Annotated in this window: 9 protein-coding genes; 3 read left to right on the top strand and 6 right to left on the bottom strand. The window is 35.1% G+C overall.

Annotated features, from left to right (window positions below; genetic code table 11):
• Positions 1 to 10: 10 nt before the first annotated feature.
• From ZPR_RS17495 to ZPR_RS17505, 3 genes are all read right to left on the bottom strand, one after another.
• Positions 11 to 3,049: a SusC/RagA family TonB-linked outer membrane protein gene (locus tag ZPR_RS17495; RefSeq protein ID WP_041579055.1), complete on the bottom strand. Its 3,039-nt coding sequence runs from the start codon at positions 3,047 to 3,049 to the stop codon at positions 11 to 13.
• 240 nt (positions 3,050 to 3,289) lie between these two features.
• Positions 3,290 to 6,061, bottom strand: a complete 2,772-nt coding sequence (locus ZPR_RS17500) for a helix-turn-helix and ligand-binding sensor domain-containing protein (protein ID WP_041579056.1) — start codon at positions 6,059 to 6,061, stop codon at positions 3,290 to 3,292.
• Positions 6,062 to 6,123: 62 nt separating this feature from the next.
• Entirely contained in the window at positions 6,124 to 6,912 is a 789-nt protein-coding gene (locus tag ZPR_RS17505; RefSeq protein WP_013073090.1) for an XRE family transcriptional regulator, read from the bottom strand.
• 72 nt (positions 6,913 to 6,984) lie between these two features.
• On the opposite strand from ZPR_RS17505, the gene ZPR_RS17510 reads away from it, so the two are divergent.
• From ZPR_RS17510 to ZPR_RS22680, 3 genes are all read left to right on the top strand, one after another.
• On the top strand, positions 6,985 to 7,653 hold the full coding sequence (locus ZPR_RS17510) for a M15 family metallopeptidase (RefSeq protein WP_041579057.1): 669 nt from the start codon (positions 6,985 to 6,987) through the stop codon (positions 7,651 to 7,653).
• Positions 7,654 to 7,761: 108 nt separating this feature from the next.
• Entirely contained in the window at positions 7,762 to 8,085 is a 324-nt protein-coding gene (locus ZPR_RS17515) for a hypothetical protein (protein ID WP_013073092.1), read from the top strand.
• A gap of 112 nt (positions 8,086 to 8,197) precedes the next feature.
• Positions 8,198 to 9,310, top strand: a complete 1,113-nt coding sequence (locus tag ZPR_RS22680; protein WP_187288241.1) for a PAS domain-containing protein — start codon at positions 8,198 to 8,200, stop codon at positions 9,308 to 9,310.
• A 100-nt stretch (positions 9,311 to 9,410) separates the two neighbouring features.
• Here ZPR_RS22680 and ZPR_RS17525 read toward each other — a convergent pair whose 3' ends face one another.
• The 3 genes from ZPR_RS17525 to ZPR_RS17535 all read right to left on the bottom strand — a co-directional run bounded on the left by ZPR_RS17525 (position 9,411) and on the right by ZPR_RS17535 (position 13,887).
• A complete protein-coding gene (locus ZPR_RS17525) occupies positions 9,411 to 9,896 on the bottom strand; it encodes a hypothetical protein (protein ID WP_013073094.1) in 486 nt (161 codons plus the stop codon).
• 327 nt (positions 9,897 to 10,223) lie between these two features.
• Positions 10,224 to 12,644 carry a zinc-dependent metalloprotease gene (locus ZPR_RS17530; protein ID WP_013073095.1) on the bottom strand — a complete coding sequence of 807 codons (2,421 nt, stop codon included), beginning with the start codon at positions 12,642 to 12,644 and terminating at the stop codon, positions 10,224 to 10,226.
• 106 nt (positions 12,645 to 12,750) lie between these two features.
• A complete protein-coding gene (locus ZPR_RS17535) occupies positions 12,751 to 13,887 on the bottom strand; it encodes a carboxypeptidase-like regulatory domain-containing protein (protein WP_013073096.1) in 1,137 nt (378 codons plus the stop codon).
• Positions 13,888 to 13,984 lie beyond the last annotated feature (97 nt).

The raw sequence follows: 13,984 nt of genomic DNA on the forward strand, positions 1-13,984 counted from the left end.
CATCATTTTTTTAAAATTCAAGATTTACACCTAACATATATGTTCTTGGCAAAGGATAGAATCCTAAATCGATTCCTCCACCTATTGGCGCACCTGTTGAAGCAGTTGGATCGTATCCTGAATATTCGGTAAATGTGTACACATTATCCACTTTTCCATAGATCCTAAACTTATCGATAGATACCTTCTGTGTAAATTCAGACGGAATAGTATATCCAAGGCTCACAGTTTGGATTCTCGCAAAAGAACCATCCTCTATATAGAAATCTGAGAATACCTTATTAGCAGTAGCTGCCGTAGTCACTCTTGGCACCGTATTGCTTGTTCCCGCACCCGTCCAACGATCCAGCACGTAACTCATTTTGTTTACGTTAGGCTGATCTCTTTCGTAATTACGTACAATGTCGTTCCCAAGATTAGAGAACATATAGGTTGCGAAATCGAAATTCTTAAAATTAAACCCTAAATTGAAACCTAAGGTTACTTTTGGGATTGGATTACCAAGATCGGTACGGTCTTTATTATCTATGACTCCGTCTCCATTTAGATCTTTATATCTAATATCTCCCGGCATAGCTTCTGCCCCCAATGCTAATTGCGACGGATGTGCATCTACCTCAGCCTGAGTCTGGAAAATTCCATCGGTTTGATAACCGTAGAAATAACCTATTGGTTTTCCTTCTTCCATTCTGGAGATCAGAGGCTGCCCTACACCAAAGTTCCCTCCTTCAATAAACTCGGTTCCGTTAACCTGAGTCACCTCATTTTCTAAAGTACTTATGTTGAATGAGGTATTGAAAGAGAAATCATCGCTAAAGTTGTTGCTATAGCTTAAGGCAAATTCCCAACCTGAGTTTCTAACAGATCCCGCGTTAATTGTAGGACTACCTGAAGCAGGTGCTCCCACTCCATAAATTCCTGAAACCGGAATATTAGAGATTAACAGATTATCACGATTATTAATAAAATAATCTACAGTGAATTCGAATTTGCTATTTAAGAAGTTAGCATCTAAACCAACATCAAACTTTTTCGCTTCTTCCCACTGTAAATCTGGATTAGCTAACTGTCCTAACGCTCGACCGTTTACTAATAGCTGGTCCTGACCAAGAACATAGGTTGCTTCTCCTCCTAATAACGCTAAATAACCAAAATCCGGAATCTGATCGTTACCTAAAATACCGTAACTACCGCGTAGTTTTAAGAAATTAAGGAAACCATCTTCGTTAAAGAAATTTTCTTCTGAAATTACCCAACCTGCAGTTGCTGATGGGAAATACGCAACACGATTGTTAGGTCCAAATTTGGTTGAACTATCACGACGTAACATCGCAGATAATAAATACTTATCCTGAAAAGCATATTGAATTCTTCCAAAATAAGATAATCTTCTAAGCTTATAAGCATACGAAGAGTTTGTTTGTTCTTCTCCAGTACCGTTAGCACTACTTAAATCTGCAAATTTCCAGCTATTGGCCTGTACCCCGGTTCTGGATCCATAAAGACCTTCGCCATTGGTTTCATAGGCTGTCATACCGATAAGGAAAGTTACATCGTGATCATCTCCGAAAGTATTTTCGTAGGTATTAAAAAGATCGAATGTATAATCATTATCATTAATCTTACCCAGCGTAACCGAGCTATTTGCATTGGTATAAATCTTCCCGGTACCATAGTTAAACAGGGGGGTAAAATCCCGGTTTTTAGTATTGCTGGTATTAAAACCTATACGTGCCTGTAAATTTAAATTCCTGGCATAATCTAAACTTGCCTGTACCGTACCGCTTAAACGGTTAGTAATATATTTATTATACGTATTATCTAATTGAGTTAACGGGTTTACCACCTCGTTCCCCAAATTAATTTGCCCATCAAGATTGCTAACAGAAGGATCTATAGTTGGTGCAATGTTAGCAGCATTAAATAACACAGAACCTAAACTAAAACTATTTACCGTACTACTCTCTGTACTATTATAAAATAATTTCGTTTGCAGATTCAGTTTATCCGTAAGATCAGCGTTTAAGGTGATTTTTGCCGTACTACGTTCAAACTGTGATTTTTCAGGAGAAATAATACCTTCCTGCTTTAGATTTGAAGCACCGATAGAATAGGTGATTTTTTCTTCACCTCCTACGACCGAAAGGTTATGGCTGGTTACCAAAGCTTCTTGAAATACCTCGTCCTGCCAGTCTGTACCTGCACCAAGATCACTAATATTGGAAAAAGGTAATGCCTGCCCAGCATTGGCATAACTCTCATTTAAGATCAACGCGTATTCTGTAGCATTTAATACCGGTAATTTTCTGGTTGTTTCCTGGATACCGGTATAACCCTCGTAAGAAACTTTAGCTTTTTGGTTTTTCTTACCGGCTTTAGTCGTTACCAGAATCACACCGTTTGCACCAATAGTACCATAAATAGCTGCCTGAGCATCTTTAAGAACGGTAATGTTTTGAATATCCTGAGGGTTAATGCTATTTAATCCTCCTTCATATTGAAAACCATCCAGAATAATAAGTGGTTTGTTCTGCCCGTTTGTAGAAATTCCTCGAATCCTGATATTGGATTCAGCTCCGGGAGAACCTCCGGTTGGGGTAACGTTCACCCCTGAGGTTGTTCCCTGTAATGCCTGGGCAGCATTTACCGGCTCTAATTTAGAAATTGTTTCAGCGCCTACGTTAGAAACCGCTCCGGTAATATCCCTTTTCTTTTGCTCTCCATAACCAATTACCAAAACTTCATCTAATGCCTGGGAATCGACACTTAAGATGACATCTATAGCATCCTGGTTGGTAATTTTCACTTCCTTACTTGTATAACCTATAAAAGAAAATACAAGCACATCTCCTTGAGAAACATCATTTATGGAATAATTACCGTCAAAATCGGTAGTCACTCCATTTGTAGTTCCTTTCACTACAACATTTACTCCGGGTAGTGGCATTTGTGTTTCATCTTCTGAAACTGTACCCGAAACCGAAAACGTTTGAGCATGTATGCCAAATGAAAGCATACAAAATAAAATAAGTAACAGTACTCTATTCATTTGTTGATTGTTTTGTTTAGTACGCAAATTAGTATTTAATAAAAGCTTAACACGAATTTATAACCCTTACAAAAAGTATACATCATAAATTTTTAGTGTTAAAATTGAGAATATGCTAATAAACCGTGGTGAAAATGATGTTTCAAAAGGATTTAAAAAAGATAGATTAACTTACCATAAATGAGATTTTTACAAAAATGTTGAGGTAATGTTGAGGTAAATTTTAAACTTGTAAAGGAATTAGAAACTTAGGATGTATTCTACCAACCCTTCTTCGTGAGCTAAATCCATCTTTTTTCTCAAACGATATCGTTTAATCTCTACACTTCTTACAGAAATATTTAAAAGGGGAGCAATTTCTTTTGAGGATAAATTCAGTCGCAAGTAAGCACACAATTTTAAATCATTTGAAGTTAGATTAGGATGTCTGGATTTTACCGTTTGTAAAAAATCTTTATCAGCATTATCAAAAGCTTCTTTAAAAAATTTCCAGTTATCCTCTTCATTGATATTTGAATCCACGGTTTTCAACACTGATTGAATATCATCTAATTTTTTTATGGAAGTAAGCTCGTCTTTAATCTGATTTAAAACCTCACTCTTACGGATAATACTCATAGTAGAAGCTGCCAATTCCCTATTTTTAGAAGACACATCTGCTTCCAATTGTTCATTTTTAAGTTTCATGATCTCCTGCTGCGCTTCAAGCTGTTGCATTTCAGCTTTCTTTTGTTGCACCTTAATCATTTGTGCATGCCTTTTATTATAATATCGGGTGTAAAAATGATGAGTAATAACAATGATAACGACCAGTAATACAACATAGATAAAGATGGCAAAGTTTGATAAAAACCAGGGTTTTTCTATAGCAAACGCATAGGTTTTCTCCTTAATATCTTTAGTATTATATCTTGCTCTCACCTGAAATTCATAATCCCCGTAAGGTAAATTCTCGAAAGAAGCCATACTCGAGGATCTAAATGGTGTCCATACATCTGTGAATCCCTTCATCCGGTAGCTATAAGTTACATTAGCAAACTTCTGGTATACGGGTGTATTAAAATAAAAATTGAAATAATTTTCCGAATTCTTAAATTCTGGATATCGCTGCTTCTTATCGATTAATTCAAAATCCAGACCTTTATCTGCAATTTCAATCCTATTAATTTCTAATTCAGATATCTTATTTTGTGTAAAAGGTGTATTAAATATAGCATACCCATGATTGCTTCCCACCAGATATTGATTTTCACCAATTTGGGATAGATTTTCAAAACCGCTGGAAATATTCCTGAATTCATAAGAAAGTGGGATGGCGGATACATTCATACCATCCTGAAAAGCATCCTTTACGGTATAATAGATCTCACTTTCTGCAAAAGTCCACCATTTCCCATCAGGGGTAATTTCAGAAATACCGGTACTTCTGCTCAAATTATTAAATGCCTGCTGTAGCTTATTCTCAGCAGTAAATGCATCCAAAACCGCATCATATTTAAAAATGGTATGTGCGGTAGCATAATAAATATCATTGTTAAACCGGAAAAGTTTAATGCCAGAGGCATCTTTATAATCTACCGGGTAATTTTTTACAATTTCGATTTTAGAACTGGAGAGATCTGGTCTCAATCTAAAGATACCTTTATGATCATGACCTACCCATATTTCTTTATCGTTTTCATTCAGAATATTTCTGGAAGAAAGATTAAAACCATCCAAATAAGAGATATTATTAAAACTTTGGCCTTCTTTAAAATAACTTAAACCATTATAATGCCCCTGTAGAAACCCACCATCAAAAGGAATCACCTGCCAGGTACCCAAGCTATCAAAAATATAGTTTAAGTTCTTATTTTTTAGAATAAAAGTACCGCGATCGTGACCAATAAAAAGTTGATCATCATACTCTTGTAAACTCCATACCTGTCCGCTGGTTCCTTCAATTAGCTCGAAACTATTAGATGTTTGATCCCGCCTGTACAGCCCCTGGTTAGTGCCAAGATATAACTGATCCTGGTACATCACACTACAATAAACGGTACCAAGCTTGCCTGTAATGTCTGAGAATACAGAAAATTGACTGTCTTTTTCTATTAAGCTTATCCCATTATCCAATCCGCACCAAATATGCCCTGCATCATCTTCAAATAAAGACAAAACCGTATTATTAAGGATATCGGGCTGAACGATTTGCTGCAAATCACCGCTTAGTAAATTCAGAATAAATAAGCCATCTCCAATACTGCCCAGCACCAGCATATTATCATCGGTATACCTTGCACTAAAAAAACTGGAGGACATTGGATAATTTGGGATAGAAATTTTTTCCCAATTGGACTGTGTAAAAGAAAATAAGCCATCATCACGGGTTACCGCTACTTTTTGATCATTCCAATGAAAAACCTGTATAATTGCTTTGGCCCCGGTTTGATTAAAACCGACTTCCTTTTGTATACCTCCACTTTTTATGGAATATAACCCATCTTCGGCCACCTGAAAGTAAACGGTATTACCAGATTTATAAAGATTTGCTATCGTCTTACCAAGATCGATCACATTGATCGTCTCATTTTGGATGTGGTAGCTAAACAATCTGCTAAGACTTTGAAAAACGATATAATCCCCAAACTTTTCAATATGCCAGATCTGCTCACCATCCCGTATCCCTGTAGGTAATTTTTCTAAAAGTGAGGTGTAATTTAGTGCTCCAAAAGAATTCTTTTGCCAATACCCAAAATCCATATAAGCACCTGTAAAGATTAAGCTATCCACCACTTTCACAGAACGCACGGGACTCCCCGCTTTCATTTTATGCAGATTCCATTGTTCACCATTAAAAGACAATAAGCCTGAATTATTAGCGAAATACATCCAATCATTCTCTGCCTGGCTTATCATCCAGTTCTGGTTTCCACCATTATAAATTTTAGTATCAAAATTGGTAATTGGAGGAAGTTCCTGACTTTTGGATAAAGACGGAAGAAATAAAATTAACAGAACTAACCAACGCATAATAATAGCTTTTGGTAAAAATATCAATTCTGCTAAAACTACAATAAAAAGCGTATGCCTCCCTAGGAAATTTTTGGAGAATTATTGTTTTTAAATTGTCGCAACTCCTTTTTTAAATCCTCCATTGATTGCTGTAATTGCTGAAACAAGCCATTTTCTGAAGGATTATCTATATTAAAAGTTAGCTTACTGTTTACCTGCCACAACTCTTGAATGTCCCCAAGCTTCACTTCTATAGGTAAATATTCTTCATTTAAAGAAATAAGCAAGAGCTTAGAAGGATCTGGAAGTCGCTGTATTTTCTTAATCAAAACAGAATCGTACATCACTACTACATAAACGCGATTATTATTCACTTCTTCCATACCCGCAATACCTTTAGCCATCACCCATTCGCCAGGACGATAATTAGGGAGCATACTGTCCCCTTCTACCTGAAAACCACGATAACTGGCGTTTCTAAATTCGGGCAACGGGATTTCGAAAGCCGGTAATTGAGTATACCATTCTACATCCTGAACATTATGGGGATACCCGGCAGCCGCTTTTTGGTTCACCATTACGATATTTTCATTATCAGTATTTCTATCTACCGTAACTACTTTTGGGCTTACGTCCCCTTTAGAAATCTTTAGGTATTTTTGCCCACTATCCCCAAATAACCAAAGTGGATTAATACCGAATTGTCGTAATAATTCAGAAACTACTTTTCCGGAAAGCTTAGTTCTACCCCGCTCAATATCTGCCGTAGAATTTTTTATTCCTAAAATTTCTGCAAATTCGGCCTGAGTAAAATTATTTTCTTCTCTTACTTCTTTAAAATGCTTAATTTCGATTGAAGATGCTGCCATAACTCATTATTAGGAAATATTCCATGCAAGATGCAAATTATTTGGACTAATTCCTACTGATAAAACATTTTTATGCTAAAGAAAATATTCATTATTTGTTCCTTATTTTTTTTCCAATTTTCTTACCCTCAGTTACCCGACGGTTTTGTTTATTTGAATGATATTATTCCTGATATCCAGATTGAATTGCGTTATCTTGGTAGTAATAACTTTACCGGTAAACCTGTACCTGGTTATGAAGCCGAAAAAATAATTCTAACCAGAGAAGCTGCGTTAGCCCTGCAAAAAATCCAGCAAAAACTGGAAAATGATGGCTATTGCTTAAAAATTTTTGATGCCTACCGTCCACAAAGAGCCGTAAATAGCTTTATAGAATGGGCCCGTATCGCGGAAGATACACTTACTAAAGCTGAATTTTATCCCGAAAAAAAGAAAAGCAATCTCTTTAACCTGGGTTACATTGCCACTCGATCTGGACATTCCAGAGGCAGTACTGTAGATCTGACTATCATAGATGCCGAAAGTTTAGAAGAGGTTGATATGGGAGGCTCCTACGATTTTTTTGGGGAGCGTTCACATCATAACTTTATGAATATAACTGAAAAGCAAAAAGCTAATAGGTTATATTTAAAATCTATAATGAGTACTTATGGTTTTAGGCCATATAGTGAAGAATGGTGGCACTACACACTAAGAAACGAACCTTATCCTGACACATACTTTAACTATACTATTAAATAAGCTTTAACAAAACACCTTATACTTTATTGATTTTTAACCTTATATTTAAAAATGATTATAATTATTTAAAATTATAGTCGATTAATTTTGTGAAAAATCAATCAAAATATGGAAAACCTCAAATCCCTAAGATTACAAAACCGATTACAGCAATTAAAAGACAGCTACGAATTAAAGAACCTGGATCTTCAAATTCTTCAAAAAGTTCAGCAATACCAGATTATTAGTATTTGCTGTACCACAGAAGGTGGCTTTGACAAAAAAACAGGTGCTTTTTATACCCAGGATCGAACGCTTAATTATAAGATTAAGATCAGTTTTAAACGAACTCCTACTTCTCCATCAGAATTTGTACTTATAAAAGCTGAGGAAGCGGAAGAAGATTTTTTCAACTTTCCCAATAAAAAAGCTGTACTAAACAAAGCAGGTTAATAAATATTCATTTTTTATCCCTTATTTTTTACTTTTTATCAGAAAATCCTATTTTCTTTAATTTTCATACATTATTTTTTCTATTTTACCGCAGTTAATGGTTTACAGTAAAATGGAAGAAGAGCTACTTCGCCAGGAGGTTTTAAGCAGTTTTAAGTTTAAAGATAAAACCTCAGAAAAAATTTTAGATGAATTAACACAAATGGCAGCGGCTATATGTGATACTCCTATTTCTTTAATCAGTTTTGTTGGCCTGGAGAAACAGTGCTTTAAATCTAAAATTGGCCTTAATATAGCAGAGACTCCCATAGAAGATTCTTTTTGTAAATATGCCATAAAACAACCGGATGAAATCTTTATTGTAAAAAATCCATTACAAGATATTCGGTTTAAAAATAATCCACTCGTTGTGGGCTATCCAAATCTTCGCTTTTACGCGGGTGCACCTTTAACTACCGCTGGGGGAATTACTTTGGGCACTTTATGCGTTATCGACACAAAAGATAGAGATTTAACTAACTTACAAATAAAGGCACTTAAGATTTTAGCTAAACAAACTATCAATTATTTAGAACATAAAAAGGAACATATTCAGCAAAACAACCTCCTTAAAAATAGCATTTCGAAGTTCAATAAACTGAGTAATCATTCTCTGGATGCCCTTTTTCAGCTTGAAGTGAATGAAGATAAACGTATTCATTTTACCTATATTAATGAAACTATAAAGGATTTACTGCCGCACCTGGATACAGAAGATTTTAAAACTCATCCTTTTAAAGCATTAAATTTTATACACCAGGAAGATCGTATGATGGTAGAAAATACTTTTATCGATGCTGTGAGGCATAAAAAAGACTGGGATATTACCTATAGAATCTTAAATCCAGACGGAACTATCTCGTGGCATCAATCCAGAGCATTCCCTGATAACTTCCCGGGTCGTAAAATTGTCTGGTATGGAAGTTTTAGAGATGTAACCGATAAAAAAAATTACCTGGAGTTAATCGAAAAGATCATTTTCGATATCTCTCATATTATGCGTCGCCCTATAGCCAATATGCTAGGATTAATTAACTTATTAGAAGTTTCTGATGATAGTGATATGCTAAACAACAGGAAAATCATCAAGTATATCAAAATTGTATCTGAAGAAATCGACGAGGAGATCCAAGGGCTTAACGAAAACTACCAGAAAATCAAAACAAGTTTTAAAGACATCTATTAATACACAGAAAAAGATAGTCCATCAATATTTTACATAAAAAAATCGCCTTACTTACATAAGGCGATTTTTTTATTTTAATCTTAAAGAATTGTTGAAATACTTAATTTTTCACTACTGCAAAATAAGGCTCAAAACTGTCGCCGGTAGACCAGCTTAATTTACCATTATAATATATTTTATCCTGAATAATATAACGATCGCCTTTTAAATATTCACTTTGAATAGTATCCACATCTGTTTCATTCCACTGAATTAGCGTTAACGGACGATCTTCGGTTTTTGACGGATTTTGAATAATTCTCATTCTGTAAGAATCCCCGCTTCGAAAAACCATAAAGCTTTTTGGTAAATCGCTCGTTTCGTCATAAACCTCCTGAGCTTTTCCTCCCTCTACATAATATAACTTTACATCTTCTGGATTGATTGCTCCTTCCGTTCTAGGATCTAATAGATTTTCTCCTGATTCATTTTGCAAAGTAATCTCAAAGGCAACATCTAAATTAAATGTATCTGCCCCTGGTCTTTCATGACTGCATCCAATTGCTAAAAAAGCTCCTAAGATCCCTAAAAGTAATTTTGATTTCATACGATTCTATTAAGATTTTAAATTTCAGTTATTTCGATGAAGTAAAATTAACAAAAAAGAACGTTCAAAAAACATCAATAAACGACGAAATACACCTTAGACACTAAAAAAACCCAATTTAACACATTTTTGTAGGTAGTATATTACAAAAATTAAAATATCATGCAATTAAACTAGTTTGAAAGTAAGAATTTACCTTCTTAAATAATGCTTTAAAGTCTATCAAAAACGACAAAAAACAGTAAACATGATCTAAAACATCGATTAAAGGCACAAAAAAACCTCCAAGAAGGAGGTTTTTTATCGATAAAATTCACATATCAACTGCTAGTCATCAGAAAAAACTCGATCAATTCTTGCTATTAAATCTTTATAATGATATCTGCTTAAACGATCTGAAGTTGAATATTGCATACGTTGCAACTGCGATTTTAAGCTTTCTAACTCTCCCCTCATTAAAGCGATAATATCTGTACCAGCAACTTTATTATCTGCTTCTATATTATTTAAATACCCAATCGCTACATCTACATACGCCCGCTGTAGGTTTCTTCGGTAAGCATCAACCTTTTGTCCGTTATACAATTCGGAAAAAATACCCTTACGTAAATCTTCTAATAATTCCACAACCGCATAATCGCTATTGTGCAATTGTTCGTTCTCGATCATTCGCATTAAGCGGTCTTCATTCAGCAAATAATTTAAAACCCTGGATTGCAGATTTTGTACCCGCGCTATCGCTCCACTCGATTCAATACGATCTAAAATATCCTTATTTAATAACCAATCTGGAGTGGTAAAGGCATTTTCATTTAAAAACTGTACGGCATTTTTTTGAATGTCATCTGGTACCGGTGTATAAATGGTACCTTCCTGATCTGAAGTTTTCCGCGTTTCATAAACTCCTCCCACATTAGTAACAACATGGTAAAGATAACCTCTCCAAAGGCTAATAAGCTCACCATAAACCTCTTCCAACTCATCGTAAGCATAACCATCCTTTGTAGTCCATTCTATTAAATTAGGTACTACTTTCTTCATATTAGCCAAGCCATATTCACTGGCTTTTACCTGATCTTTACCTAAACTTTCTCGTTGGGCCTGCGGATCAAAACCACCGTAACCTCCACCAAATTCATACACTGGATCCCCTGCTTTTTCAAGAATCCATTGATCCAGTTTTTCTTTTTCATCATCAGGAGTATCAGCGTCAGGCAAGTAACGATAGCCCCAATTAATAGCATACAAATCGTAAGGTCCCATCATTCTAATATAGCGCACCCCTTTATCTTCTGGCTGGGCTACATAATTTACCCTGGCGTAATCCATTATCGATGGTGTAAGACCGTATTTTTGAGTAAACTCCGCTGAGCGTAGAGAATCTGTAGGATAAGCTGCACTGGCTTTCATATTATGAGGTAATCCTAAAGCATGACCTACTTCATGGGCAATAACCATTCGCATCATCTCTCCTATTTCTTCTTCTGGAGTATCTAATGTACGGGCATTTGGATTTTGGGCTCCTGCCTCTATCATAAACCTATTTCTGTAAGAGCGTAAATGATTATGGTACCAAATAATATCACTTTCAATAATTTCACCTGTTCTGGGATCTACAACAGATGGCCCTACCGCATTACGGGTAGTACTGGCGACATAACGAACTACGGAGTATCTTACATCCTCTGGACTAAAATCTGGATCTTCTTCTTTAGTAGGAGGATCCTTGGCTATAATTGCATTTTTAAAACCTGCGGTTTCAAAAGCTTTATTCCAATCTTCGATTCCTTGTTTAAAATACGGCCTCCAGCGCTTGGGGGTTGCAGGATCCAAATAATAAACAATGGGCTTTAACGGTTCCACCAGCTCGCCATTTTTATAGGCTTCTATATCTTTAGGAATCAGTCTCCATTTTCTGATAATCTGGTAATCATCAGATTTTAAAGCCTCCGAATCATAATCATATTTCCCGATCGTAAACCATCCTACGCGATAATCTGCAATTCGGGGCATCATTTTATCCTCAGGTAGCAACACCATAGATTGATTCATTAATATAGAAATAGTCCCGGCCTGTCCTCTTTCCGGTGGCGTTTCAGCTTCATAGGTCATTACATGCCTTACTTCAACATTTTGAGGAAAAGAATGAACTTCATCGATATAAGATCTACTTTTATCAAGACGTTTTACTTTATATCTTTTTCTGTAAGAAGCATTCATCCCATTAATAGCCGCCACCTCATCTTCAAATAACCCGGTAACATCAACCACATAAGCACTACTGTCTGCCTTCATGGTTTCGATTTTAGTACTATACAGAATAGGTTCAAAATTATTGGCTTGTACAGATTTATAGATGGGTGACTCTTCGTTGCTCTGGTTTTCAAAACTCATCACCTTAATATCTACATTTTTACCCCGTTTATTCCAACGTACCACCTGTTCATTTACTTTAGAACCGGCATTTATATAGCCACCACCATATCCCGAAGGGACTTTAGCGATCCTGCTCACCCATAACAAATCCTTATTAAAAAGAGAATCAGGAATTTCAAAATAAAGTTTATCATCTACCCTATGGGTAGTAAACAATCCTTTATCTGATATTGCTGCAGGGGTAATTACTTTGTTGTAGGGTTTAAAATCTCCTTTCTTTTCAGTTTCAGGAGCTTTAACGATGGGGTTCGAAGTTTTACAGCCTACACTTAAAGCTGCCAACACTCCCATTACAAGTACTTTTTTAATCATGAAGTTTTGAATTTGATCACAAGATAAGGAAAGCTTCTAAATTGAATAAATAGCCGAAACGATGATTATTATAAATTAAAGAATCTATAATTAATGCCCCCTCTTTTTAAAAATTTGATTTTATTTTGAAATCACTATCACCGGCTTTCACTTTTTCAATAAATGCCTGCATGGCGTCTGTAAGCAATAATTGATTTTGATCATTCCAAAATTCATCCTCATATCTTGTTTTTACTTTGAAGATGTCTTTATCTGCCCTAACATTTCTTTTTACACCGAAATCTGAAAAATGATCACTGCTTAAATATTTAATACGCTGCACATAATTATAAATCTTATTTTCATATTTACATTCTAAAACAGCTTGTTGAGTGCTTTTATATAAAACATAACTCCCATTGGGAAGTCTATCGTAGAAAGAATGAATAATATTTGATATTGTACGACTCTGGGTATTATGATTTGGTTCAAACTTAGCATCAGACATATCCATTTTTATATAGCATTCTTCAAAGGCATAGGTTTGCGTATTGATAATAAGATAAGCTTCAGAATCGCTTTTACTTGACTTTACCTGAAGTTTTACCAGTCCATCACCATAATTTTTTAATTCGGCTTTAGTACTATCGGCCAAACTTATCACTAAAGTAGAAAGATCAAAATAGGTTTCAAAAGAGGGAAATATAAATTCAATATCATCTTCTCTAATTTCTGCTTTTCTCAGATTCTCAATTTCTAAGGTATAATTTTTTTTAGGTCGTGCATTGTTTTTTAGATCTCCCAATAGTCTTTGCCGTTCTAATTTTCCGTTTACATCTACCAATTTAGTGATATTCCCATCCCTTGCCACCATCGCTCGCAAGAAAAAGCGTTCTTTATAAGGACGTATAGAGTAATTATCGTCCAGGTGATCGATCATCTTTTTATAAATATCTTGATCTAATAAATGAACCTCATCCAAATTTTCGGCAGATTGCTTTAAATAAATAGTATCATTCTTTAAGGCTGAAATTGAAAAGCTTTTAGGTTCATACCCCAATCTATTGAACTTAATCATATCTCGATGGGTTTTGAATGCAAAATGCCCATCGCTATTAGTAGATGTATAATTTTGATCATTATAGACATCTACAAATTCTAATGGTTTCTTAGTCTCAGCATCTAAAACAATAGCTCGAATTTCAGATTGAGCCCGAATTTGAGAAGACCATAGCAATATAAATAAAAGATAATAACGTATCATAAAACATAACGTTTATCGGTAAAAATAATGATTTTCAACCTCTCTTTGTTTTATGAACTCAATTATTCCTCGGATAAAAAAACATATTAAATTTATT

Source organism: Zunongwangia profunda SM-A87 (assembly GCF_000023465.1).
GTDB lineage: Bacteria > Bacteroidota > Bacteroidia > Flavobacteriales > Flavobacteriaceae > Zunongwangia > Zunongwangia profunda.

Bases quoted from the DNA above. Each gene is read 5' to 3' on its own strand.
- ZPR_RS17495 (WP_041579055.1), bottom strand. From the start codon at position 3,049: ATGAATAGAGTACTGTTACTTATTTTATTTTGTATGCTTTCATTTGGC.
- ZPR_RS17500 (WP_041579056.1), bottom strand. From the start codon at position 6,061: ATGCGTTGGTTAGTTCTGTTAATTTTATTTCTTCCGTCTTTATCCAAA.
- ZPR_RS17505 (WP_013073090.1), bottom strand. From the start codon at position 6,912: ATGGCAGCATCTTCAATCGAAATTAAGCATTTTAAAGAAGTAAGAGAA.
- ZPR_RS17510 (WP_041579057.1), top strand. From the start codon at position 6,985: ATGCTAAAGAAAATATTCATTATTTGTTCCTTATTTTTTTTCCAATTT.
- ZPR_RS17515 (WP_013073092.1), top strand. From the start codon at position 7,762: ATGGAAAACCTCAAATCCCTAAGATTACAAAACCGATTACAGCAATTA.
- ZPR_RS22680 (WP_187288241.1), top strand. From the start codon at position 8,198: ATGGAAGAAGAGCTACTTCGCCAGGAGGTTTTAAGCAGTTTTAAGTTT.
- ZPR_RS17525 (WP_013073094.1), bottom strand. From the start codon at position 9,896: ATGAAATCAAAATTACTTTTAGGGATCTTAGGAGCTTTTTTAGCAATT.
- ZPR_RS17530 (WP_013073095.1), bottom strand. From the start codon at position 12,644: ATGATTAAAAAAGTACTTGTAATGGGAGTGTTGGCAGCTTTAAGTGTA.
- ZPR_RS17535 (WP_013073096.1), bottom strand. From the start codon at position 13,887: ATGATACGTTATTATCTTTTATTTATATTGCTATGGTCTTCTCAAATT.